At 66.3% G+C, this 22,924-nt stretch carries 23 protein-coding genes and 1 pseudogene; 4 read left to right on the top strand and 20 right to left on the bottom strand.

The genetic code is table 11. The features are described from left to right. Positions 1-5: 5 nt before the first annotated feature. The 17 genes and pseudogenes from VFQ05_12450 to VFQ05_12530 all read right to left on the bottom strand — a co-directional run bounded on the left by VFQ05_12450 (position 6) and on the right by VFQ05_12530 (position 13,068). Entirely contained in the window at positions 6-1,229 is a 1,224-nt protein-coding gene (locus VFQ05_12450) for an ATP-binding protein (GenBank protein HET9327575.1), read from the bottom strand. A gap of 65 nt (positions 1,230-1,294) precedes the next feature. Then, entirely contained in the window at positions 1,295-1,753 is a 459-nt protein-coding gene (locus VFQ05_12455; GenBank protein HET9327576.1) for a DUF2214 family protein, read from the bottom strand. Between the two features lie 2 nt (positions 1,754-1,755). Then, positions 1,756-2,145, bottom strand: coding sequence for a metal-sulfur cluster assembly factor (locus VFQ05_12460; GenBank protein ID HET9327577.1), 390 nt, complete (start codon positions 2,143-2,145; stop codon positions 1,756-1,758). Continuing rightward, positions 2,142-2,468, bottom strand: a complete 327-nt coding sequence (locus VFQ05_12465; GenBank protein HET9327578.1) for a non-heme iron oxygenase ferredoxin subunit — start codon at positions 2,466-2,468, stop codon at positions 2,142-2,144. Before VFQ05_12465 ends, VFQ05_12460 begins: the two co-directional genes overlap by 4 nt. Continuing rightward, positions 2,465-2,869, bottom strand: coding sequence for an SUF system NifU family Fe-S cluster assembly protein (locus VFQ05_12470; protein HET9327579.1), 405 nt, complete (start codon positions 2,867-2,869; stop codon positions 2,465-2,467). Before VFQ05_12470 ends, VFQ05_12465 begins: the two co-directional genes overlap by 4 nt. 5 nt (positions 2,870-2,874) lie before the next feature. Next, positions 2,875-4,140 (bottom strand): cysteine desulfurase, encoded by a 1,266-nt coding sequence (locus tag VFQ05_12475; GenBank protein HET9327580.1) that lies wholly within the window; start codon positions 4,138-4,140, stop codon positions 2,875-2,877. Positions 4,141-4,165: 25 nt separating this feature from the next. Beyond that, on the bottom strand, positions 4,166-5,506 hold the full coding sequence (gene sufD / locus VFQ05_12480) for a Fe-S cluster assembly protein SufD (protein ID HET9327581.1): 1,341 nt from the start codon (positions 5,504-5,506) through the stop codon (positions 4,166-4,168). Next, positions 5,503-6,912 (bottom strand): Fe-S cluster assembly protein SufB, encoded by a 1,410-nt coding sequence (gene sufB, locus VFQ05_12485; GenBank protein ID HET9327582.1) that lies wholly within the window; start codon positions 6,910-6,912, stop codon positions 5,503-5,505. The genes sufD and sufB overlap by 4 nt, the downstream gene beginning before the upstream one ends. Next, entirely contained in the window at positions 6,909-7,712 is an 804-nt protein-coding gene (sufC, locus tag VFQ05_12490) for a Fe-S cluster assembly ATPase SufC (protein HET9327583.1), read from the bottom strand. The genes sufB and sufC overlap by 4 nt, the downstream gene beginning before the upstream one ends. 79 nt (positions 7,713-7,791) lie before the next feature. Continuing rightward, the gene (locus VFQ05_12495; protein HET9327584.1) at positions 7,792-8,115 is read right to left on the bottom strand and encodes an iron-sulfur cluster assembly accessory protein; all 324 of its coding nucleotides are present in this window, start codon (positions 8,113-8,115) and stop codon (positions 7,792-7,794) included. After that, positions 8,112-8,657, bottom strand: coding sequence for a MerR family transcriptional regulator (locus VFQ05_12500; GenBank protein ID HET9327585.1), 546 nt, complete (start codon positions 8,655-8,657; stop codon positions 8,112-8,114). Before VFQ05_12500 ends, VFQ05_12495 begins: the two co-directional genes overlap by 4 nt. A gap of 126 nt (positions 8,658-8,783) precedes the next feature. Further along, the gene (locus VFQ05_12505) at positions 8,784-8,999 is read right to left on the bottom strand and encodes a hypothetical protein (protein HET9327586.1); all 216 of its coding nucleotides are present in this window, start codon (positions 8,997-8,999) and stop codon (positions 8,784-8,786) included. A gap of 58 nt (positions 9,000-9,057) precedes the next feature. Continuing rightward, positions 9,058-10,257 (bottom strand): annotated as a pseudogene (locus tag VFQ05_12510) (NADP-dependent isocitrate dehydrogenase). A 59-nt stretch (positions 10,258-10,316) separates the two neighbouring features. Beyond that, positions 10,317-10,811: an STM3941 family protein gene (locus VFQ05_12515; GenBank protein HET9327587.1), complete on the bottom strand. Its 495-nt coding sequence runs from the start codon at positions 10,809-10,811 to the stop codon at positions 10,317-10,319. Further along, complete coding sequence (locus tag VFQ05_12520) at positions 10,808-11,209, bottom strand: DUF1801 domain-containing protein (GenBank protein HET9327588.1); 402 nt, start codon at positions 11,207-11,209, stop codon at positions 10,808-10,810. The genes VFQ05_12515 and VFQ05_12520 overlap by 4 nt, the downstream gene beginning before the upstream one ends. Then, entirely contained in the window at positions 11,206-11,952 is a 747-nt protein-coding gene (locus VFQ05_12525) for an SDR family oxidoreductase (protein HET9327589.1), read from the bottom strand. Before VFQ05_12525 ends, VFQ05_12520 begins: the two co-directional genes overlap by 4 nt. 33 nt (positions 11,953-11,985) lie before the next feature. After that, positions 11,986-13,068, bottom strand: a complete 1,083-nt coding sequence (locus tag VFQ05_12530; GenBank protein HET9327590.1) for a DUF481 domain-containing protein — start codon at positions 13,066-13,068, stop codon at positions 11,986-11,988. Between the two features lie 317 nt (positions 13,069-13,385). Here VFQ05_12530 and VFQ05_12535 point away from each other — a divergent pair, with 317 nt between their 5' ends. The 3 genes from VFQ05_12535 to VFQ05_12545 all read left to right on the top strand — a co-directional run bounded on the left by VFQ05_12535 (position 13,386) and on the right by VFQ05_12545 (position 18,158). Then, on the top strand, positions 13,386-13,589 hold the full coding sequence (locus VFQ05_12535) for a cold-shock protein (protein HET9327591.1): 204 nt from the start codon (positions 13,386-13,388) through the stop codon (positions 13,587-13,589). 198 nt (positions 13,590-13,787) lie between these two features. Next, entirely contained in the window at positions 13,788-14,726 is a 939-nt protein-coding gene (locus tag VFQ05_12540; protein HET9327592.1) for a hypothetical protein, read from the top strand. A 63-nt stretch (positions 14,727-14,789) separates the two neighbouring features. Further along, positions 14,790-18,158 carry a DEAD/DEAH box helicase gene (locus tag VFQ05_12545; GenBank protein HET9327593.1) on the top strand — a complete coding sequence of 1,123 codons (3,369 nt, stop codon included), beginning with the start codon at positions 14,790-14,792 and terminating at the stop codon, positions 18,156-18,158. Between the two features lie 9 nt (positions 18,159-18,167). Here the strand turns inward: VFQ05_12545 and VFQ05_12550 are convergent, their stop codons facing one another. The 3 genes from VFQ05_12550 to VFQ05_12560 form a co-directional block, all read right to left on the bottom strand. Further along, complete coding sequence (locus VFQ05_12550; protein HET9327594.1) at positions 18,168-19,412, bottom strand: diacylglycerol kinase family protein; 1,245 nt, start codon at positions 19,410-19,412, stop codon at positions 18,168-18,170. A gap of 168 nt (positions 19,413-19,580) precedes the next feature. Continuing rightward, positions 19,581-20,879: a rhomboid family intramembrane serine protease gene (locus tag VFQ05_12555; GenBank protein ID HET9327595.1), complete on the bottom strand. Its 1,299-nt coding sequence runs from the start codon at positions 20,877-20,879 to the stop codon at positions 19,581-19,583. Between the two features lie 105 nt (positions 20,880-20,984). Beyond that, positions 20,985-22,496: a DUF2779 domain-containing protein gene (locus VFQ05_12560; protein ID HET9327596.1), complete on the bottom strand. Its 1,512-nt coding sequence runs from the start codon at positions 22,494-22,496 to the stop codon at positions 20,985-20,987. 221 nt (positions 22,497-22,717) lie between these two features. Here VFQ05_12560 and VFQ05_12565 point away from each other — a divergent pair. Then, the coding region (locus tag VFQ05_12565) for a hypothetical protein (protein ID HET9327597.1) at positions 22,718-22,924 on the top strand (207 nt) is incomplete at its 3' end.

The raw sequence follows: 22,924 nt of genomic DNA on the forward strand, positions 1-22,924 counted from the left end.
TGCCGTCATAGAACCCGCCACCATGGTGCGGCCAGCACATCCGGCGCCAGCCAATGGAGCTCTCGCCCCGTGTGCAGTAGCAGCCCTGCGCGCGCCTTCTTGCCGTACTCCGCGCGGAAGCTTCGCAGGCGCGCCGCGTCGCCGAGCCCGGGCCGGGCGCCGGCCTTGATCTCGATGGGCAGCAAACGGCCTTCGGTCTCGATCACGAAATCCACCTCCTCGCCGCTCGCCGTGCGCCAGTACGTGAGTTCCGCCCGTTCGAGCCGCGCGTCGCGCCACGCGAGCAGATCCTGGAGCACCAGGTTCTCGAGATGCGGTCCGGCGGGCTCCGCACCGCCTGCGAGATGCAGGGCGACTCCGGTATCGCCCCAGTAGAGCTTCGGCGACTTGATGAGGCGTTTGGTGCGGTTCACGGCGTAGGCCGGGAGCCGAACCAGAAGGTATGACGTCTCGAGCAAATTGAGCCAGCGGTGCATGGTGGGCTGCGGCAAGCCGACATCCCTGCCGATCTCCGCCTGATTGACAAGCTGACCGAGCCGCAGGCAGGCGGCCCGCATCAGACGCCGGAAATCCGGCAGCGCGCTGATCGACGCGAGTGCCTGCAAGTCCCGTTCGAGATACGTGCGCACATAGCCGTCGAACCAAATCTCGCGATCGGCGGAGCGTTTCATCTCGACGGCCGGAGTCGGGAAGCCCCCCCGCAACGCAAGCGCACGCCAGTCGTCGGGCTCGTCGAGACCGGCCGAAAGCAGATCGAGCCACTGCGCGTCGGGCGCGGCGATCAGCTCCTCCCATAGGCCGGCGCGCCCCTCTCCGCGCTGCTCGCGGCGCGTCATCGGCCACAAGGTGAGGTAGGTCGCGCGACCGGCGAGCGACTCGGACACGCTGCGCATCATCAGCAGGTTCGCGGAGCCCGTGAGCAGAAACCGCCCCACCGCGCGGCGCCGATCGATGGCGCGCTTTACGGCGCGCAGCAACTCCGGCGCGCGCTGCACCTCATCAAGCGTGACGGGTTCGTTGCCGCCGACGAGCGCCTCCGGGTCCCGCCGCGCGGCGTCGAGGACATCCAGGTCGTCGAGCGAAAGGTAGCGGCGTTTGCCCGGCGCGAGGCGCTGCACCAGCGTGCTCTTGCCCGCCTGTCGCGGACCGGTGACCACGATTGCCGGCATCGCGCGCAACCGCTCGGCGAGCGCCGACGTGACGAGCCGGGGCAGCGGAGCGATATTCATGGCATGTATGATAATCATTCATGGCGTGGAAGGCCACGCACACGCCCAGGCGTCTCGGCTCTCGGCTACCCGATGCGGCCGAAGCCGCGCGCCATGAAGGCGGCGACAAGCACGATCACCACCACCAGCGCCATCTCGATGTGGCTCAGCATCCGGTAGAGGGGCGCCGCGGAAACGTCGGGACTCTCGCCACGTTTGAGGGCCATGCGCCAGCGGATCAGTCCGACCATCGGCATGATCTCGAGCAGGAAGACCAGCACGAACAGCGTGAGCTTCAGGTGGAAGAGCCAGGTGCCGAGGTAGAACGACGCGCCCTTCTCGAAGGGACCGAAAGCCCGGAACGTCCCCGTCACGATCCAAAGGATGGCGGCCAGGCCCCACCAGGCATCGGCGACGAATACTTTGCGCAGGCCCTCGGCATCGAGCGGCCCTTTGAGGGCGCGGGTCCTCGCATAGATCGCGGGCAACCCGATCGCGATCGCCAGCACGTGAAGCGCAGAGAGAACGGCGGCCAGGACGGCCATCGTCAGTAAGAGAAGCCGAGCAGCCCGGGATCCGGCATCAAGTCCGGGCTCCAGGCGTCCGGCAGGATCTCCACCTCGCACTCCTGGGGCACCACGCTCTGCGTCGCCGCTTTCACGTCGGCGATCATCTGCGGCGCGTAGGGACAGAAGGGCGTCGTGAGCATCATCTTGATCTGCGTCCTGTCCGGCTCGACGAGGACCTCCCGGATCAGGCCGAGGTCGATCACCGAGAGGCCGATCTCCGGGTCCATCACGGTCTCGAGCGCCGAGCGGATCGCCATCTCCTGCTGGCTTGGAGCGGCAGCAGGTGTCGCCGGCTGCGGCGTGGCTTCGGGTGCCGCGGCCTTCGCCTCCTCGGGCGCCGGGTCCTTCTTCTCGTTCTCTTCGCTCATGACCATGCCACCTGGATATCGTCGCCCACCACTCGCACCTCGTACCGAGGCACCGGGACCATGGCGGGGAGCGACAGCACCGCACCGGTCCTCACGTCGAAGCGCGCGCCATGACGCGGACACTCGATCACGTGGCCTTCGAGAGTGCCTTCGGCCAGCGGTCCACCGTCGTGCGTGCACACGTCTTCCAGGGCATGGTAGCTCCCATCGACCTTGAAGATGGCGAGCGACTGGTCACCGAGCCTCACCACCTTGATGCCCCCTTCCGGGATCTCACCCGCCTTCGCGACGGTCACGAACCCTCCCGTGCGCGTCTCGCTCACGACCCCTCCTCCCCTTCATTCTCACCGGGCCACTGGGTGATTCCATAGACGCCGGCCTTCAGCGTCTTGAGCGCGAGCAGGCCGCACTTGAGCCGCACCGGGCCAAGCTCGATGCCGAGCATCTCGAGCACGTCATCGCGGCCGATCTTCTTCACCTCTTCGAGCGGCTTTCCTTCCACCGCCTCGCACAGCATCGACGCCGCGGCCTGGCTGATCGAGCAGCCGTGGCCCGAGAAACGGATCTGGTCGATGTGCCCGTCACGAAGTTTCAGATCCATGCGAATGCGGTCGCCGCACAGCGGATTGGCATCCTCGTACGAGACATCCGGGTGATCGAGCGTGCCCTGATTTCGCGGGTGCTTGTAGTGCTCGAGGATGTTCTCGCGGTAGAGATCGTCCATGCCGCTCATCGCGCGAACACCTTCAGCGCGCGCCGGAGCCCGCGCGCCAGCACGTCGACCTCCTCCGGCACCGAGTAGCAATGGAACGACGCCCGCGCGGAGGCCGGCACGCCGAGCTTCTCGTGGAGCGGCATGCAGCAGTGATGGCCTGCGCGCACGCACACGCCTTCGTCGTCCAGCACGGTGGCCACGTCGTGCGGATGGATGTCGGCCAGCGTGAACGCCACCACGCCTCCGCGCCGATCCGCCGAGGGGCCCAGGATCTTCACCTCAGGGATTTCGCCGAGCTTCTCCATCGTCAGCGCCGCCAGCTCGCGGTCGTGAGCGAACACGGCGTCCATCCCCAGCCCTTGCAGATAATCGACCGCCGCGCCGAGCCCGACCGCCTCGGCGATCGCCATCGTGCCGGCTTCGAACTTCCACGGCAGCTCGTTCCACTTGGAGCCGGTGAGCTTCACCTCGCGGATCATCTCGCCGCCACCGAGGAAAGGCGGCATGGACTCGAGCAGCGCCCGGCGCCCCCACAGCGCGCCGATGCCGGTTGGGCCGAGCATCTTGTGGCTGGTGAAGGCCACGAAATCCGCGCCCAGCGCCTGAACGTCCACCGGACAGTGCGGCACGCTCTGCGACGCGTCGACCAGCACCACGGCGCCCGCTTCGTGAGCGAGGCGCGCGATTTCGGCCACCGGGTTGATGGTGCCGAGCACGTTGGAGATGTGCACGAAGCCCATCAGCTTGACCCGGCCGTCCGCAAGCAGACGCGGCAGCGCTTCCAGGTCCAGTTCGCCGTTGCCCGTGACCGGGACGTAGCGCAGCTCGGCCTGACGTTCCTCGGCCAGGATCTGCCAGGGCACCAGGTTCGAGTGGTGCTCCATCTCGGTGAGCAGGATGGCGTCGCCTGCGCCGACGTTCGTGCGTCCCCACGCGTAGGCCACGAGGTTGATGGCCTCGGTGCTGTTGCGGGTGAAGATGATCTCGCGCGGCGAGGCCTTGACGTGTGCGGCCACCTTGCGGCGGGCGTCTTCGTACGCCGCGGTGGCCTCCTCGGCGATCTTGTAGATCCCGCGATGGATGTTGGCGTTGTACCCCGCGTAATAGCGGTTCATCGCCTCCAGCACCGCGTCCGGCTTCTGCGAGGTCGCGGCGCTGTCGAGATAGATGAGCGGCTTGTCTCGCGGCGTACGGAAGATCGGGAAGTCCTGGCGCACGCGATGCGCGTCGAGGGCGCGGGCAGGCGTGACTCTCGCGCCGGCCGCGGCTCCGGAGCTCATCACCTGCGCCTCTGATTTCACGACATCACCCGATCTTGGTTTCGATGGCCTGCCGTAGCTGCTCGCGGACGCCCTCGAGCGGGATGCGGTCCAGCACCGGGGCGAAGAAGCCCTCGACGATCAGCCGCTGGGCCTGCGACCGTGGGAGCCCGCGCGCCATGAGATAGAAGAGCTGCTCTTCGTCCACCTGGCCGATGGTGGCGCCGTGCGTGCAGCGCACGTCGTTGGCCAGGATCTCGAGTCCAGGGATGCTGTCGGCGCGGGCGGTGTCGGAGAGCAGCAGGTTGCGGTTCGCCTGGTAGGCGTCGGTGCGCTGCGCGCCCTCGCTCACCTGGATCAAGCCCTGGTAGACGCTGCGGGCGTGGTCCTTGAGGCAGCCCTTGATGAGCAGGTCGCTGGTGCCGTGGTCCTTGAGGTGGCGCTGCAGCGTGTGCAGATGGAAGTGCTGCCGCTGGTCGCCGAACATGAACCCGTGCACGTACACGCGGGCGCCCGGGCCATCGAGATCGAAGTACGAGTTGGTCTTGGTCATCCGGCTGCCGAGCACGGTGTGGATCCACTGCAGCTCGCCCTCGCGACCGACGCGCGCGCGGTGATTCGAGTAGTGGTAGACGTTGCGCCCCCAGTCCTGGAGCGTGCCGTACACCAGCTTGGCCTCCTCGCCGACGAAGACTTCGGTGCCTCCCAGGTGCGCGCCGATACCCTCGACCGTCTCCGAGAGCTGCTCCTCGATCACCGTCGCGCTCGCGCCCTTCTCGACGACGATCACACTGCGCGGGGCGGCCACGCGACGCGGGCCGTCGAGCCATTGGAAGAGACGGATCGGAATCGTGGCCGTGACGCCCTCGGGCACGTAGACGAAAGCACCGCCGGTGCGCAGCGCGGCGCCGAAAGCGGTGTACCAGTCGTAGTCGTCGTGAAGCAGCGCGCCGTAACGCTCGCGCAGCTTGGGTTCGTGCTCGCGGAAGGCCCGTGCGAGGGAGCACACCACCACGCCCTGCCGCTCGAGGCCGGGATGGGTCTGCTCCAGCACGACGTCCGCATCGCGCTGGACCACCAACGCGTAGGCCGAGGTCGCCCCCGCCAGCGCAGCGATCACGGGCGCGGGCAAGTCGTCCACGTTCCGCGCCCGCGTTCCCGCGGCGAACGGATCGAGCTCGGGGAGCGCAGCCTCGAGGGTGCGGAAGTCCGTGCGTCGCCACAGCTCGTCGGTGCGGCTCGGGAACGAGAGCGCCTTCATCGTGCCGGCTGCCGCGCGACGGCGATCGCGCGCCCACGGCGTCTCGCGCGCCTCGGCCGCGCGCGCCTCGGCGCGCGCCGCCACCTCCACGTCGAATCCGGTCCCGGACAGGTTCGTCGTCGTCATCCGACCGAGCCCTCCATCTGCAGCTGGATGAGACGATTCATCTCGACCGCGTATTCCATCGGCAGCTCCTTCACGATCGGCTCGATGAAGCCGGAGACGATCATGGCCGCCGCCTCCTCCTTGTTGATCCCGCGGCTCTGCAGGTAGAAGAGCTGCTCGTCGCCGATCTTCGATACCGTCGCCTCGTGCCCGATGGTGACCCGGTTCTCTTCGATCTCCATGTAGGGATAGGTATCGGAGCGCGACGCCTCGTCGAGGATCAGCGCGTCACAGTTCACCGTGCTCCGGCAATCCACCGCGCCCTTCGCCACCTTGACCAGACCACGGTAGCCGGCGCGGCCGCCGTCCTTGCTGATGGACTTCGAGATGATCTTGCTGGTCGTGTTCGGCGCAGCATGGATCACCTTGCCGCCCGCATCCTGATGCTGGCCCTTGCCGGCGAAGGCGATCGAGAGAATTTCGCCATGCGCCCCCGGCTCGACCATGTAGACGCTCGGATACTTCATGGTCAGCTTCGAGCCCAGGTTCCCGTCGACCCACTCCATGGTCGCGTCGCGGTAGGCGACCGCCCGCTTGGTGACCAGGTTGTAGACGTTGTTCGACCAGTTCTGGATGGTGGTGTAACGACAGCGCGCGCCCTTCTTGACGATGATCTCGACCACCGCCGAGTGCAGCGAGTCGCTCGAGTACGTCGGCGCGGTGCAGCCTTCGACGTAGTGCACGTACGCGCCCTCGTCGACGATGATCAGCGTGCGCTCGAACTGGCCCATGTCCTTGGTGTTGATCCGGAAGTAGGCCTGGAGCGGCACGTCCACGTGCACGCCCTTCGGCACGTAGATGAACGACCCGCCCGACCACACCGCGGAGTTGAGCGCCGCGAACTTGTTGTCGGTCGATGGGATCACGGTGCCGAAGTACTGCTTGAACAGCTCTTCGTGCTCCTTGAGTCCGTGGTCGCAGGACAGGAAGATCACGCCCTGCTTCTCGAGCTTCTCCTGGATCTTGTGGTAGACGACCTCGGAGTCGTATTGCGCGCCAACGCCGGCCAGGAACTTCTGCTCGGCCTCGGGGATGCCGAGCTTGTCGAAGGTGCGCTTCATGTCCGCGGGGATGTCCTCCCAGGTCTTCGACTCCTCGGAGGTCGGCTTGACGTAGTAATAGATGTTCTGGAAGTCGATCTCGGAGACGTTGCCGCCCCAGGTGGGAGTCGGCTTCTTCTCGAAGATCTCGAGCGCCTTGACGCGGTAGTCCCGCATCCACTTGGGCTCACCCTTCATGCCCGAGATCTCTTCCACGATCGCGCGGTCGAGGCCTCGTCGACTCTTGAAGACGTGCTGCTCGTCGTCGTGAAAGCCGTACTTCTCCTCGTAGCCTTCGCGGATTCCGGTGGTCGTTGCGGTGGTCATTGGGACTCCACCTCCTGCCTCTCTCGCACCCAGTCGTAGCCCCGGGTCTCGAGCTCGTGCGCCATCTCAGGACCACCCGAGATCGAGATCCGACCGTCGACCATGACGTGTACATGGTGCGGCTTGATGTAGTTCAGGATGCGCTGGTAGTGCGTGATGACCAGCACGCCCATCTCGGGGCCGGCGAGCGCGTTCACGCCGTCGGCAACCACTCGCAGCGCGTCGATGTCGAGCCCCGAGTCGGTTTCGTCCATCACCGCGATCTCCGGCTTGAGCAGCGCCATTTGGAGGATCTCGGCGCGCTTCTTCTCGCCCCCCGAGAATCCGTCGTTCAGGTAACGGGTCGCGAACGACTCGTCCATCTTGAGCAGCGCCATCTTCTCGCGCAGCAGATTGCGGAATTCCTTGGGCGCGATCCCCTTATTGCGCGGCATCGCGCCGGAGCCGTTGGTCTCGGGCGGGGCCAGCCGCATGTTGAGCGCCGTGCGCAGGAAATTCGCCACCGAGAGGCCGGGAATCGCGACCGGGTATTGGAACGCCAGGAACAATCCCTTGCGCGAGCGCTCGTCGGGCTCCATCTCCACCACGCTCTCGCCCTTGAACAGGATGTCTCCACCGGTGACCTCGTAGCGAGGATGTCCCAGCAGCGTGTTGGCGAGCGTGCTCTTGCCCGATCCGTTGGGTCCCATCAGGGCGTGGATCTCGCCCTTCTTCACGGCGAGGGACACGCCTTTGAGGATCTCCTTGCCCTCGACCGCGACATGGAGGTCCTGGATGACGAGTTCCGGCGTCTGGCTCATGTGCTCCTTCTCTCCACAAGGCTCTCGCGAGCCATCGAAGGATCCGCGCCGTTCGGAGCGGATCCGTGAACGTTCGTTTCTATACCGAGAAGCTCTCTCCGCAGGCGCAGTTGTGACGGACGTTGGGGTTGTTGAACTTGAAGCCCGCGCCCATCAGACCTTCGACGTAGTCGACCTCGGTTCCGCCCAGCAGCACGGCGCTCTTCAGGTCGACGAACAGGCGAATGCCGTGGCTCTCGAGGACTTCGTCGCCGGGAGACTCGGCTTCGCAGAACTCCATGAAATACGAGTTTCCCGAACAGCCACCGCCCCGCACTCCGAGCCGCAGACCGATCTCCGGAGTGCCCCGTTGCGAGAGCAGGTCCTTCACCTTCTCCGCCGCGATCGGGGTGAACGTGATCATCTCGGGTCCAGCTCCTTTCCTATTCTCTTGCCTCGCCCTTGCGGCGCCGAAGTAATGCCCGCCACGAGCGACGGCCGGGTCTTCATTCCATGGTCCTGCGTGCACCGTACACATCCCGTCGACGGCTCGTGCGTCGGACACACTTTGCACGTCTCGAGGTACGCCAGCCCTGCCAGCAGCTCCGCTTCGGTCTTCTTTCCTCGCTCGATGGCTTGTCGCGTCTCTTCCAGCTTGGTCTCGAACAGCTCCCGCAAGCGGCTCATGGCTTCGGGCCCGACTTCGGCCCCCCACCACGCGCGCAGCACCTCTCGCATCTCGTGGAGCGAGAAGCCCATTCCGTGGAGCAGGTCGATCCATCGCACCCGGTCGACCGCCGCCTCTTCGTAGAGCCGGAACCCCCCGCTCGACCGGGTGGCCGGCTTGAGGAGCCCCAGCTCTTCGTAGAGGTGGATGGCGCGCACCGTCTTGCCGGTCCGCTTGGCGAGATCGCCGACGCGCAGCATGCCGCCGTGAAGGGAGACGCTTTCGATGGGCTGACTCATACCCTTACGTATAGGTTAGATTAGGGCCGAAACCTAATGGATGTTACAGAGATATGCAAGGTCAGCCCGACCGAAACCATGCTGGGTTTGAGGGCAGATGGCTGTGCGCTAGGCACTTGCCCGATGTCAGAGGGCGGACTTGCCCCCGCGCATGATCAGGGCGGCCCCGGCCAGAATCGCGATGCCGGAGATCCAGGGCGGGATCGACATCTGCTTCTTCTCGGTGACCTGCATCTTGATCCCGCCGATCTCGGCCACGTTCTCGGTCTTCTTGTAGGGGATGCCGCCCCACAGGAGGCCGATGAACCCCGCGATCACCAGAACGATTCCCGCAGCTCTCATGAGAACCCCCTGTGGATCGACTCTAGCGGACGGCCGCGGCGCCACCCACCCGGGCTCGGAGCCGCTCGGCGACGGCGTCGATGAAGCCGGCGGTGGTCTGATGCCCAAGCGGTCGAGGCTCCGCGATGGCCGCCAGATCCTTGGTCATGACGCCCGACTCGATGGTCTCGATCACCGCCGCCTCGACGTGGCGTGCGAACGCGGTCAGCTCGGGCGTATCGTCCAGCTCACCCCGCTTCGCGATCGCACCGGTCCAGGCAAAGATCGTAGCCGTCGAGTTGGTGGACGTGGCCTCGCCGCGCTGATGCGCGTAGTAGTGGCGCTGCACGGTGCCGTGAGCGGCCTCGTACTCGAAGCAGCCTTCGGGTGACACGAGCACCGACGTCATCAGGCCCAGACTTCCGAAGCCGGAGGCCAGCATGTCGCTGAACAGGTCTCCGTCGTAGTTGCGGCATGCCCACAGGAACCCGCCCTCGTGGCGCACCACGCGCGCCACCGCGTCGTCGATCAGCATGTACTGATAGGTGATGCCGGCCTTCTCGAACTCGGCGCGGTGCGCTTCGACCTCCTCGCGGAAGATGTTCTTGAAGGCCGCGTGGTAGATCTTGCTGATCGTGTCCTTGGCGGCGAACCAGAGGTCCATCTTCTCGGACAGCGCGTAGGCGATGCAGGCCTTGGCGAAGGACCGGATCGAGCGTTCGGTGTTGTGCTCGCCCTTGATGACGCCGGGGCCCTTGAACTCGTGGACCAGCACCGTCTCTCCCGGACTGCCATCGGCGGTCCGATACACCAGCTCGACGCGGCCCGCTTTCGGAATCTTGATCTCGACGTCGCGGTAGACGTCGCCATAGGCGTGACGACCGATCACGATCGGCTTCTTCCACGCGCGCACCATCGGCGGCACGTTCTTCACGATGATCGGCTTGCGGAAGACCGTGCCGTCGAGGATCGCTCGAATCGTGCCGTTGGGACTCGGCCAGGCCTTCTTGAGGTGGTACTCCTGCACGCGTGCGGCGTCCGGGGTGATGGTGGCGCACTTCACGCCGACCTTGTGACGCTTGATCGCTTCGGCGGCCTGCGTGGTCACGGCGTCGTCGGTCTGATCACGGTTCGGCAGGAACAGGTCGTAGGGCTCGAGCTTCAGCTCGACGAACGGCTCGATGAGCTGCTCCTTGACCATGGTCCAGATCACGCGCGTCATCTCGTCGCCGTCCATCTCGACGATCGGGTTCCTGGCGACGATTCTTTGGCCTGCCATGCGATGTCCTCCGTCAGAGTTGGGCCGGAGAGACTAGCACGCGCGCTTCCCGAGACAAGTCAGGAGCCTTCGCTTCTCACCTTGCCGGGATGATGCTGCCGTAGATAGCTCCACACCGCGTCCACCCCCGGCGAAAGATCGTTGAAGCCCAGGTTAAACGAGTTGAAGCCCATGTGCTCGCTGAGCCGCGTGAGCCACTGGCTGCTGGCCGGGAGTCGCGACCTGAACGTGACGGGGTCCATGAGCTCGACGCCGATGAAACGCTGCCTCTCATAGGTGACGAGACGCATCGAGCGGATATCCGACCACAGAACGACGTCGGGCGAAACACGGCGATCCAGGATGCCGATGCCGTCGAGGACGACGATCGGGCCCCACATGAAGAAGCGGCGCACGATCACGAGGCCCATCGCCCCGAAGAACACGATGCCGATCCAACCTGCGATCTTCGCCTCGATCGCAGGCAGCCTGGTCGCGAGCCAGGAGGCGGCGACCATCATGACGTCCAGCGCGAGCAGTCCGATGAGCTTCGGAAGCGAGATGGAACAGCTCATCGCCCCTTCCTGGCCGTCGCTTCCCTCCTCGCCTGGACGGCCCGTGCCTTGACGAGCTTCTTCACCAGGGGCAATGGCATCGGCTCGTCGAGCGGGAACTGCACCGTGCCCTTCGCCGTCTTGTAACCCTCGAGCTCCGCGGCATGGGCGCGACGAATCGTCTCCGTCATCGGATAGAGGCTGATGTGTTTCTTGAACGCCGCGTACCAGACCAGCGGCCGGTCCTCGAGGCGGAAGCCGGGGATGCCGTAGCTGAAGATCTCCTGCGCACTCGGAGCCAGCGAGCGAACGGCGGTCCGGATCTGCTTCATACGCTTGCGCGTCTCCGGCGGCAGGGCCGCGAGATACTCACGCACCTGCGCTCCGGCACTCTCCCTCACGGCGGGCCTGGCCTTCATTCCGGATCCTCCCCGAGCTGCGCGTAGTAGCTCGCGACGCGGTCATGGGCGCCTTTGAGCGTGTAGACGTCGGGCTGCCGGGTCTCGATCACCCGTGCGATCACCTCCGCGACATCCTCCGCGCTCTGCGAGCCGGGCAGCGTGCGGGAATCCGGGCCGCCGTGCAGCGCGTTGACTCCGAACTCGGTGCGTACGACCGGAGGACTGACCACCGAGAACTGGATGCCCGGGTGCGCTTCCTGGACCTCCGCGCGGAACGCGGCGGTGAGCGCATTGAGGAAGTGCTTGGCGCCGATATAGGCGGAGCGAAAGACCGCGAACGGAACCCGGCCGAGCATCGACGAGACATTGATGACGTGGCCTTCCCCGCGCTCCTTGAAGTGCGGCAGCACCTCCTGCATTCCGTACAGCGCGGTCTTGATGTTCATCCGCACCATGTGGTCGACGTCGTCGTCGATGAGCTCCGACGGCTGGCGCGTGATGCCTCGGCCCACGTTGTTGATCCACACGTCGATCCGCCCAAAGTGATCGATCGCGGCTTGGACCACGCGCTGCACTTCTTCGCGCTCCGAGACGTCGGCGCGAAGCGGCAACGCGTTCACCCCGCACGACTGGGCCACCGCCATCAGCGCATCCTGGCGCCGCGCCACCAGCACCACCGACATGCCGCGCTCGGCCAGGAGCCGCGCCGTGGCCGCTCCGATCCCGCCGCTCGCTCCGGTGATGACCACGACCTTGCTCATCCGGCTCTCGGAAGCCGGCTGTTCGGTGAAAGCCTAGCGGCGGTAGGACCAGCCGATGGTGAAGGTGGTGATGAAGTCATTGGTGCTCGCGTTCTCGCCCGGATCACTGTCGAAAGTATCGGTGAGCGTGACTCCGACGTCGACGTCGGAAATGATCTCGTACTTGAGCCGGGCGTTGAATTCGCCACGGACTCTGCCAGGATCCGAGAGGCTCGGGAAGATGTACAGCGACGTGCTGAAGTCCAGCGTGGGAGCGTCGAAGCGAAAGGCATCCCATTGCGAGGCCACGACGCCTTCGAAACTCGTTCGCATTTCGCTGCTGCTCCCTGCCGTGGCGGCGAAACGCTCGCGCGCCACGGCCAGCCCCCCCGCAACACCAAGCGCCATGGCATTCGACTGGATCAGCGTCCGGCCCAGCATGCCGGCGCCGGTGAAGCGGAGATCGAGACTGAGCTCGTCGTTTTGCTCGAGCGAGAACAGGACCACCGTGGACCAGCGCTTCGGCAGGAAATAGACGACCTGAGCCACACCCGAGTTACGCGACGTCGTGGGAACGGACTCCTGGCCCTGGGCGTAGGAATCGTACGAGAGTCGGCTCCCGAACTGGTCGCCGCGGTAGGCCGCTTCTCCTGCGGTGGTGAAGGTCGTCGCCGAGTTGGCTTTGGCGTAGGTGAGGCCGACGTCGAGATAGGCTTGAGTCCGCTGGGCGAACCCGGACTGCAAACCATTGATCCGGACGACATCGGCAATCGCGAGCGTGTCCACTCTCTCGCCTGCGACCACCATTCTGCCGTCCCGGCCGGCCGTGACCAGCCTTCCGACATACTTCCGGCCGGAGGACACTTCGACTTCGAACGAGTTGGGACTCGTGACCCGAGCGATCTTGACCCATTCGACTGCGGGCCGCCCGGCGTCGTCGGTGCTGTAGTCGAGCTTTCCGCGTTCCAGTCCCTTGATCTCACCGGTGATTCGATCGCCGTTCTTCAGCACGATCACATCGGTCTTGGCGGCGAAGACTGTCGTGGGAGGAAGGACGACCAGCCAAGCCAGCAGCGTCACATTGAGGAAGTGCAGCCGAATCGGTCGGGAACGATGGTTTCGGCACGCGTCGCTCATCGGCTCCGGTCCCCTATGGGAAGTCGGCCGCGGCATGGTAGGTGGCTGGCGCCAAGGGTGTCCATGGGGGCAGCGGCCCCTGGGGCATCACAAAGAATTCACTGGCGCTATTCGGGGTTCGCGCCGATATTGCTAGCGTCTTCGGTTGCCTGTGGATGGTTGTCGACGTTCAGATTCCGCCAGAGGACTCTCTGGCGGCTTTTTGTTGGTCGGCCGCTCGCGACAGTCGAGACACGGTCATGAGGACCGGACGCGGCCGCAGCGTTGATTCGCGGCAAAAGTAAGGGTCTCGACCCTGATACAACAGGAGTTTCAAAGTGGCTAGTGGCACTGTGAAGTGGTTCAACGAGGCGAAGGGCTTTGGTTTCATTACCCAGTCGGATGGTGGCGACGACGTGTTCGTCCACTTCTCCGCGATCCAAGGCAACGGCTTCAAGACGCTTGCCGAGGGTGAGGCACTGGAGTTCGACGTGACCAAGGGCCCGAAGGGCCTGCAGGCGGCGAACGTCCGCAAGGCTTAAGCGCCCGAGGTACCACCTCGCGCCAACGAGGGCGGCGTCCGCAAGGACGCCGCCCTTGGCGTTTCTCGCTCGAGAGTGACGCCACTGGCCCGGGGCCAGTTGATCGATCTGCTCCCCGGGGCGGATCGAGCCGGAGCTGCGCCGGGCCGATAAGAAGCAGAGCGGTCGCCCGCGACGCGTTTCGGCCATGAGGTCCGCATGTCCTCCTCCCTGCTGGAGCCCGAGCCAGAGCCCACGGAGTCGTTGGACGCAGCTCCAAGCGAGCCAGCGACCGTCAGCCACGGCTTCGTGATCGGCTGGAACATCTTCCGCGTCATGGTCTGGATCATGATCGCGGTGTGGGCGAACCCGCACTTCCTCGACTACGTCGGCGGCGAGGGGATCGCACGCTGGCTGCTCCATCATCGCTGGGTACTCTGGCTGGCGGCGCCGCCTCTCGCACTGCTCGGATTGATCTCGGTGCTCGAGCTACTCAACACACCGCAGCAGCGCGCCGCCCACGACAAGCTCGCGCGCGCCATGGGCGCAACCCTCGTGACGCGACGCGGCATCGATCCCACCGACGGTCTTCCCGCAGGGCCGGGCCTTCGCGTTCCGCTTGGACGGTGGTCGATGGTGGTGGGCACGTGGAAGAGCGATGGCCACGCACGGACGGTCGCCAAGGTTGTGCTGCAGACGGAATCGGGGTTCAGCTTCGCGGCGCGCGGGGTAGACCGTGAGCCGGCGGTGATGCGCGGGCTCCACCCATGGGCACTGGGCCACGCGATGCGCCAGGTGGCCGCCCGAACGGACGACCCGCGTGCGGCGGTGGCCGCGGCCCCGTTCGCCTACCTGGCCGAGCCGCCGATCACACTCGGCAACGATGCGCTCGATCGCGCCGTCGTCCTGCGCGCGAACCACTCCGATGCCGCGCGAGCCCTTCTCATGTCCAGGACCGTGACTTCGGCCATTGGTGCGCTGAACGAGCGAACGCGGCGCTGGGACTGGACCCTTTGCCCGACCTCGACCGCCGGCCTGGCCGAGATGCGGTTGGAGTGCCCGGGGACACTGAACGACGTCGAATCACTCGCGCCAATGCAGGCGCTGATGCTGGCCGCGCTGGAGCACCTGGAGAGCAAGCGCGTCCTGGCGGGCTAGCTCGACCGCGGCGATGCCCCGCTGGCCCCGGGGCCAGCGGCGTGTGAGAGTCTGCCGGACGCTATGGCATCCCCTTCGCGTGGCTTCGAGCCGCTTTCCAGCAGTCTGATCGACGCGCTCCGGCGCGCTCGCGAGCGCTTTCCGGCGTACGTGCGCACCCGCGGCGCCGATTATTTCCACCGCCGGCGTGTCGGATCCATCGAGCTGCGGCCCGACACCATCCAGGCCAAGGTCTACGGTACCCGTACCTACAAGAGCGGCTGGCGGTGGAACGGCCACGAGGCCAATCCGCAGTGCTCGTGCCCGGTGGGTCCTTTCTGCAAACACTCCTATGCGCTTGCATTGGCCGTACTCCGCGAGCACGACCGCGGTGGCGCCGTCGAGACGACATGGACGGAGCGTCCGTCATCCAGCGTCGCGACCGAGCTGGAGGAGTGGGCGCATCGCCACACCACTCCTCCGTCGCGCAGCCTGCGCGTGGTGCTGGGCCTCGAGCATCGCGACGACGGCCCCGGCGTCGTGCTGGAGGCGCGCGTCACGAGCCCTCGCCTCAAGGACCAGACCCGTTCGCAGCAGCAGATCGCCCAGATGGCGTATGACGCGCAGGGCGGACGCCATGGGCTGTCGCCACCTCAAGCCAGGCTGGCCCGATTGCTCGCCGAACGGGTGCGCGGACTGCGGGAGCGTCACGGACACACGATCGAGGTCCCGGTGGTTGTCCTCAACCAGCTGCTCGACGCCTTCCCGAGCTCGCCTTTCGTGACCTGGGGCGCGCCGCTCGATCCGGATCTGGCCGCGCGCGCCGGCGTCGTGGCCGGAGCGCGCGCGCGCCTCGAGGACGGCCTGGTGGACGTGGCGCCGGTGTGTCAGGTGAAGGGCGAGGCCATGCGCATCTCGCTTGCCGTCCGCTGGGCCGATGGACGCCAGCGGACGCTCGACCAGGTGGTGTATCTGCAGAGCCATGACGATCTCCACCCGAGCCTGGTCCTGGCCGGCGGCGGATTCTGGCGCGTGAACGAGGAACCGCCCCGCGCTCTGCTGCTGCGCCTGGCCGGCGACGCGGGTGTCGAGGTTCCGATCAAGGGACGCGAGCGTTTCCTCGAGCTCCTGGCGGCGAGCTTCGACAGCGTGGCCGAAGCGCTGGCCCCCCTCACGAGAGTGCATCGCGCGCACCCCATCGTGGTGATGGAGCTGTCCGATTGGCTGAGCGTGCGGCTCTACGCCGCGCCCGATCCCGCGTGGCGCCCGGGCCAGGCGGGCGGCCCCGTGTTCGCGCTGGACGGCGAGGGGCGCTGGGAGCGACTCACCGAGACCGGGCACGCGGAGGACGCTCTGGTGACCATGGAGCCGGGCCGATCCACGGGACCGTCCGAGGATGGCGGAGGCGGGAGCTCTGCCGCCCTCGAGACCGGTGGCGACTGGCTGCTCGACATGCCCGATCCCGAATCGGTGCGCGTCGCGCGCGAGTGGCTGGCGTTCCTGCCGCTGGTGCCCGAGCGAAAGGGAGGCGCGCTTGCATCCGAGAGCCGCCTCACGGGGTGGATGCGGATCGACGCGCGCAGTCTGGATACGCTGGCCGAGGCCTGGGACCGACGGCCTCGGGATGTCACCTACATCGGGAACGGGCGCATGCGTGAGCTGCTGGCCGGCGCCCCCCTTCGCGCTCGGGTTCGGGTGACCGCGAGTGGTGTGGACTGGTTCTCGGTGCGCGCCGATTGGGAGGCCGAAGGACGTGCGCTCACCGAGGAGGACCTCGCCCGCTTGCGCTCGTCACGATCGCGCTTCGTGAAGCTGTCGACGGGCTGGGTGCGGCGCGAGCGCGTGGCCGAGCACGACCAAACGGCTGAGCTGCTGGCGGACATGGGCATCGAGGTCAATGCCGGCGAGCAACGACTCACGCTGTGGCAGGTCGCTCGCGCGCGGCCTGAGAGCCTGGCCGCGCTCGAATCGCTCGAAACCGACACCGCGCGGCAGATCCGGGAGCTGCGGGAGCGCGTGGGATCGTTCGCCGGATTGCCCGCGGTGCCCGTCCCCGACACCTTCCGCGGCGAGCTTCGCCACTATCAGAAGGAGGGTCTCGACTTCCTCGCCTACGTCACGGGCCTCGGCCTCGGCGCGATCCTGGCCGACGACATGGGCCTGGGAAAGACCATCCAGGCCCTGGCGTGGATCGAGCACGCGCGCCAGGCGGATCCCGCCGGCGGAGCGGTGCTGGTGGTGTGCCCGGCGTCGGTGGTGCACAACTGGATCCGCGAATCCCAGCGGTTCCTGCCACACCTCCGCGTGCTGGCGTTGACCAGCGGGCATGAACGGCACGCGCTCCGGCAGGAGATCTCGAACGTCGACCTGGTGGTCACCAACTACGCGCTGGTGCGCCGCGATCTGGCCGACTGGCGGAACGTCGCATTGCGGGCCGTGATCCTGGACGAAGCGCAGAACATCAAGAATCCCGACGCCGCGGTGAGCCGCGCCGTGCAGCAGCTCCAGTGCCGTCACCGGATGGCGTTGACCGGGACACCGCTCGAGAATCGTGCGCTCGACCTGTGGAGCATCATGCAGTTCGTGAACCCCGGATACCTCGGCAGTCGCAAGGCGTTCGTGGCCCGTTACGACGCTCCCGACGCGCCGCCCTATCGGCGACGGCTGCTGGCTGCCCGCCTGCGCCCCATGCTCCTCCGGCGGCTCAAGAGCCAGGTGGCGCTCGAGCTGCCCGATCGAATCGAGGAGCAGCGCGACTGCGAGCTGACCACGGGCCAGAGAAAGCTCTACCTGCTCGAGCTCGAGCGTGGGCGCGCGTTGATGGCCCGACTCATCACACCCAGGGAGGTGCAGCAGAGCCGGCTCGAGATCCTGAGCGTGCTCACCCGACTGCGCCAGATCTGCTGCCACCCGGCGCTGGCCGGCGGCAAACCGTCGCTCGGCTCCGGCAAGTTCGACGCGGTGTTCGAGCTGCTCGAGCCGCTGCTCGCCGAGGGCCACAAGGTGCTTCTGTTCTCGCAATTCGTGGAGTGCCTGAAGCTGCTCGACCAGGAGATGGAGGCGCGCGGCATCGGGCGTCACATGCTCACCGGCTCGACGACGCGGCGCGAAGAGGTGGTGACGGCATTCGAGTCCGATTCCGAGCCCTGCGTGTTCCTGATCTCGCTGCGGGCCGGAGGCACCGGCCTCAATCTCACGGCGGCGAGCTATGTGGTGCTGTTCGATCCCTGGTGGAACCCCGCCGTCGAAGCCCAGGCCATCGATCGCACCCACCGCATCGGTCAGACACGGACGGTGATCGCCTATCGCATGCTGGCCAGCGGAACGATCGAGGAGAAGATCTGGGAGCTGCAGCAGCGCAAGGCCGCGCTCGCCAGCGACGTGCTCGGCGAGGAGGGATTCGCCCGGACGCTCGACCGCGAGGCCTTGCAGTATTTGTTTGAGGAGGAGTGAGGGCGCGGGCTAGCGAAGGTTGGAAGCAGCGTCCGAGGGCTGCGTTTCAGCGGAGTTCTTGGCCTCCGCCCCGTTGGTGTGCGGTGGGTCGGGGGCGAAGGTGGGCGCGTTGGGCGCGGACTCGACAGGCACGGTGAGGGCGATGCCATTGCCCACGACCATCGACACCGCCCCCGGCACCACTTCGATCTCCATCACGTGCCGCTGTGGGGTGATGTTCATGTCGGAGTTGCCGGGCACCGGCTCCTCGGCGGTCATCCGCACGCGCCGCACACGATAGGTCTTGAGATCGTCGGGCGATCCCGACGACGCCGCCATGAAATGCTTCACCAGCGCGGCATCGTTCATGCCGTCGTAGATGTGCACGTCGAGCAGCCCGTCGTCCATCTTCGCCCCCGGCGCCGCGAGCATGTTGTGCGCCATCAGCGGGGCGTTCGAGACCGTGACGATACCGGTCGCGGCCTCGACGAGAGTCCCGTCCATCTCGACTTTGATGGCGCCTCGCTTCGCCTCGACGAACTTTCGAAACGCTCCCGGGAGGTGGTACCAGCGTCGCTTCACGAACTCCTGGCCCGCGAAGGCAGCGATCGCGCTCAGCCCGATCCCGGCGCACTCCATGAAGTACTCAGCCTTCGAACCCCCCTCCGACGTCATTCGTCCGATGTCGATGTGGCGCGTGGTCCCCATTCCGATCAGCGCACAGGCGTGATCGATGGCGAGAGGCACGCCCAACGAGCGGGCGAGATTGTTCATGGTGCCGATCGGGATGATCGCCAGTGCGGTGGACGTGCCGATGAGCTCCGCGGCGACGTCTCCGATCGTGCCGTCACCGGCGGCCACGATGACCAGCGGGGCCCCGGACCGCGCGGCTTCGCGAGCCATCTCGCGCGCCGCCTTCCCGGACGTCTTGAGACCGACGCTCGCCTCGACCCCGTGGACTCGCAGGCTGCTCACGATCTGCGCGAGACGCTCGGCGTTGTTCTTCTCGTCGCGGCCCGCGGTGGGATTGAAGATGAGACGGGCACGCTTGAGACGACCGTCGCTGCCGGCCTGCTTCCCCAGGTGCTCCTGGCGAGGCGCCGACAGGCGACGCTCGAGGTGGGCGATGCCGGCCTCGCACGCCTGGAGCCTGGCCTTGCGGCGCTCCAGCCGCGCCGAGGTCTTCTCGATCTTGCGGACCAGCGACGCTTGCTTGCGTTGCTGGCGCAGCAGCGACTTGAACAGGGTGGATTGGGACTCTTTGCGACCTGCCATGCCCCTGATCAGGGCATTTCCCATGCCACCGGTCAGGCGGCAATTAGGCGGCTAAGACATTTGATTAGTCCAACATCTGGTGCAGATGGACGAGGTGGGCTGTAACTCTTTTCTGGCCACAATCCGTTCTACAACGGTCGCGTCAACTCGCTCAACGGCCAGTTACCGCTACTCGACTGTCCCCGGGGGGACAGTCGAGTTCCGCTCTTGTTCCAACTCTTCCAGCTCGGTGGCGAACAACTCCCCGTACGCCGACCCTTTTTGGATGGCGCGTCGCATCCACACGATGGCCCGATCGGTGTCTCCGCATTCGTGGTGCGCCCAGGCCAATGTGCGGAAGAACTCAGGCGTACGCATCCTGTCCAAAGCCACGGCACGGTTGGCCAGAGCTCGGGCCTCCTCAGGACGGCCCAAGGAGTCCTCGCTCGAGACAATGGCCCACGCGATGGAATCCAGGATATCCGGATCGTCAGGGCTCAGCAGGGACGCCCTGCGCCAATACCTCAAGGCAGTACGCTCGTCGCGTGGCTCGTATTGCACCAATAGATATGCCGTAGCCTGGTAGACCTCGGCTTCATCCAGCTTCGAAGCAACCGATCTCAACAGCCTCCGCGCGCCGACGAAGTCATGTCCACGGAGCCTGAACCGGGCGGTCCTCTCGAGGAAGAACGCATCCACCTGGCGGCCCCCACCAGCGACCTCCTCGATACGATTCCAGTACGGCTGGGCCGCGAGCCAGCCCTCCGTGCTTTCCACCCGGTTGGCCACGTTGCGGTTCCATCCCATGGACCATCGATGATCGAGGGCGAGAGCGGCGACCAAACCGAGCGACACCAGAACAGCGGCTGCGCATCGGCGCGGACGTGACCAGCCAAGAATGGGTCCATGCCGGTCGTCGTAGAACGCGCCCACGCAGAGGCCAACGATGAATCCGCCGACATGAGCTGCGTGGCCAACATTGCCGTACTCCGACCCGATGTCGAACGCATCGCGGACCCACCACGCGGCGACCAGCCACCCGAACCCAATGGTGACCTGACCGTCCTCCCACTGCCTGAGAGGGCGTGACAGATAAGCACCCATGAGGGCATAGATCGCGCCCGAGGCGCCGGCGCCATTGGTGTAGAAGGCCAGGGTTCCGAGAGAGGACCCGATCGCTCCCAGGAAATAGAGGAGCGCCATCCGTCCAGTTCCCAGCTTCGGCTCCAGCAGGAGTCCCAGCACGATGAGCGCACTCGCATTCCCGAGAATGTGGTCCCAATCGCGGTGAACCAGATCAGACGAAAGGAGCCGCCACCACTCGCCGGCAAGGACGGAGTCGGTCACCTGCGATGCTCTTCCACGGAGGGCACTCACTTCGGCCTCTCCGCCGGCCAGCCACGGGGCCGCGAACAAGCCGAGGAGGGTGCAAGCCATCAGCCATGTGAACGGAGCCGACTTGAGGTGCTTCAAGGGCTTCACCGGCATTCTCCCAACACGAACGCCGACGGCCTGGCTGCCAAGGGGAGGCGAGTGCCGCCAGTGATGTCTGGTTATCGGCGCTCGGCCGTGCTGGATTGACCTTCGGGCGGCCTAGAGGCGTGTGCTCGTATCGATCGCCAGCTCACGCAGGCGGCCCAGCAGTCGCACCATCGCCCAGGTATCGCGCTCACAGTAGGCCAGCAGGTCCTGCCGGAGCCGGTCGCGCTCCTCGACCGGGATCTTGTGCGCCACGAACAACAGCCGAGCGATCTCGACGCTGGCGACCATCCCGTCCACGATGACGAGATCGTTGTAGGTGAGATCAGGGACCAGCGGATTCAGCACGTTCTTGATGCTGAAGCTCCCGCGGAACTCCACGTGGTAGACGTGGTCACGCACCACCGGGAGCAGGTCCACGAGCTTCCCGGCCAGCTCTGCGAGCGGCGCCGCCAGGTCGGGCAGCAGCTCCGCCAGCTCGTTGATGCGTGTCCTCTCGAACGACGAGTACATCACGATTCGCCGCGCGCGCTTCGTTGCCTCCAGCATGGCTTCGGCCAATTCGCGACGCGGGTCGCCCGGCCCCTCGGCGAGCCAGCCCACATGCGTGTAGGTGCCATCCTGCTGTTCCTCGTGGTAGCTGAACTGTGCCGTGGCGTGCCCCCACGGCGCCAAGCCCGCCCATACCGGAACCGCTCGGGACACCGTCTCGAAGTCGAGGTACCCGAGCGGGCTCTCGAACGGCTCGAGCGCCCGCCCGAGTCCCGGCTCGACGATGAGCCGATTCTCCCTGAGCGCCCGCAACTGCCGCTGCGCGGCGGGCGGCAGCTTCTGCCCCTGGGGAATCCCCCAGATCGAGTGAATGCCCTTCGCCATGTAAGCCACCGTCTTCTTCGGTCCGTTCGAGTAGAGCGTCGAGATGTGATCCGGATCGTTCGGCCAGCATCGCTTCAGGAACGGACACCCGCGTGGCTCATGGCAGTGGAGTCCGATCGGGTGGTCCGGCAACTCTCCTTCGAGCACACGGGTGAGCTCTTCCACCCGCGCCGGAACCGTAGGCATGAACTCGTGGACCTGCTCGGTGATGTCCGCCCGGACGAACAGGTCGCCCTGATCCGGGTGCCGATAGTCTTTGTTCAAGTGCATGATCTCGACGCGCTCGGCCGTCATGCCGGTTTGAGCGAGCACCCAGGCCTGGAGCGCGGCGTCGGCAATGTGCTCGTCCTTCACCGAGGTCGTGGACTTGGCCTCGATCAGAGTCGTGGCGTCATCAGCCTTGTGAAGGACGTCGACCGCGGCGAACACACCCTTCGCCTGGAAGGCGGCCTCGAAGATGATCGGTGCTCCGGCGTCGAGCGCTGAGCGGGTGGCGTCGCACCAAGCGGTGCGGTCGCGAGGCTGCGGCGAGACGAGCACGCCCTCGGGGAATCGCTCCCGGGCCAGCTCACCGACGAGGCGCCCCTGGTCGAAGCGGTCGAGCAGGACCTTGTCGGGCTGAAGCTCCTCCGCCAGCGGCTCATGCACCGTCCACCACAGAAGCCTCGGACACTGGCACCCGGTGACGAACAGAGACTTCGTGAGGTTGGTCACGGTCGGGGCCAGCTCGCGGCTACGACACCAGGTCATCCCGCGACATCGACCCAACGAAGGACAGCTCGTCGGCGATCGCGGCTGTCAACGAATCGCAACGTAACACAAGACGAGTACGCTGCCGAGCCTGCGACGGGATGCTCTACCCGAACCTGGGCTGCGGGCACCAGCGAGGTTGTAAGCAAGCCTGGGCCATCTGGGAATCAAAGGCGTCCTCGCGGCGTAGCTACTGAGTCACGCACCCGACCCTTCCCAACATGCGCCCCATTCACGACCCTCACGAGCCGACACGACTGACGTTGGAGCGCAGCGTCCTCGATGGGCCTGCCACGCTCGCTCCGGCGATGAGGCGAGCGGCCTCGGATCCGGCGCTCTGGCATGAGCTGCCGGCCGAGCTCCGGCCGCTGCTCGAGAAGATTTGGAGCACTGCCTATCGAGTGACCGACGAGGACGTCGCCGCCCTC

The sequence above is a fragment of the Candidatus Eisenbacteria bacterium genome (assembly GCA_035712145.1).
GTDB lineage: Bacteria > Eisenbacteria > RBG-16-71-46 > RBG-16-71-46 > RBG-16-71-46 > DASTBI01.

Coding starts and splice junctions, on each gene's coding strand:
- VFQ05_12450 (HET9327575.1), bottom strand. CDS start 1,229: ATGAATATCGCTCCGCTGCCCCGGCTCGTCACGTCGGCGCTCGCCGAG.
- VFQ05_12455 (HET9327576.1), bottom strand. CDS start 1,753: ATGGCCGTCCTGGCCGCCGTTCTCTCTGCGCTTCACGTGCTGGCGATC.
- VFQ05_12460 (HET9327577.1), bottom strand. CDS start 2,145: ATGAGCGAAGAGAACGAGAAGAAGGACCCGGCGCCCGAGGAGGCGAAG.
- VFQ05_12470 (HET9327579.1), bottom strand. CDS start 2,869: ATGGACGATCTCTACCGCGAGAACATCCTCGAGCACTACAAGCACCCG.
- VFQ05_12475 (HET9327580.1), bottom strand. CDS start 4,140: ATGAGCTCCGGAGCCGCGGCCGGCGCGAGAGTCACGCCTGCCCGCGCC.
- sufD (HET9327581.1), bottom strand. CDS start 5,506: ATGACGACGACGAACCTGTCCGGGACCGGATTCGACGTGGAGGTGGCG.
- sufB (HET9327582.1), bottom strand. CDS start 6,912: ATGACCACCGCAACGACCACCGGAATCCGCGAAGGCTACGAGGAGAAG.
- sufC (HET9327583.1), bottom strand. CDS start 7,712: ATGAGCCAGACGCCGGAACTCGTCATCCAGGACCTCCATGTCGCGGTC.
- VFQ05_12495 (HET9327584.1), bottom strand. CDS start 8,115: ATGATCACGTTCACCCCGATCGCGGCGGAGAAGGTGAAGGACCTGCTC.
- VFQ05_12500 (HET9327585.1), bottom strand. CDS start 8,657: ATGAGTCAGCCCATCGAAAGCGTCTCCCTTCACGGCGGCATGCTGCGC.
- VFQ05_12505 (HET9327586.1), bottom strand. CDS start 8,999: ATGAGAGCTGCGGGAATCGTTCTGGTGATCGCGGGGTTCATCGGCCTC.
- VFQ05_12515 (HET9327587.1), bottom strand. CDS start 10,811: ATGAGCTGTTCCATCTCGCTTCCGAAGCTCATCGGACTGCTCGCGCTG.
- VFQ05_12520 (HET9327588.1), bottom strand. CDS start 11,209: ATGAAGGCCAGGCCCGCCGTGAGGGAGAGTGCCGGAGCGCAGGTGCGT.
- VFQ05_12525 (HET9327589.1), bottom strand. CDS start 11,952: ATGAGCAAGGTCGTGGTCATCACCGGAGCGAGCGGCGGGATCGGAGCG.
- VFQ05_12530 (HET9327590.1), bottom strand. CDS start 13,068: ATGAGCGACGCGTGCCGAAACCATCGTTCCCGACCGATTCGGCTGCAC.
- VFQ05_12540 (HET9327592.1), top strand. CDS start 13,788: ATGTCCTCCTCCCTGCTGGAGCCCGAGCCAGAGCCCACGGAGTCGTTG.
- VFQ05_12545 (HET9327593.1), top strand. CDS start 14,790: ATGGCATCCCCTTCGCGTGGCTTCGAGCCGCTTTCCAGCAGTCTGATC.
- VFQ05_12550 (HET9327594.1), bottom strand. CDS start 19,412: ATGGCAGGTCGCAAAGAGTCCCAATCCACCCTGTTCAAGTCGCTGCTG.
- VFQ05_12555 (HET9327595.1), bottom strand. CDS start 20,879: ATGCCGGTGAAGCCCTTGAAGCACCTCAAGTCGGCTCCGTTCACATGG.
- VFQ05_12560 (HET9327596.1), bottom strand. CDS start 22,496: ATGACCTGGTGTCGTAGCCGCGAGCTGGCCCCGACCGTGACCAACCTC.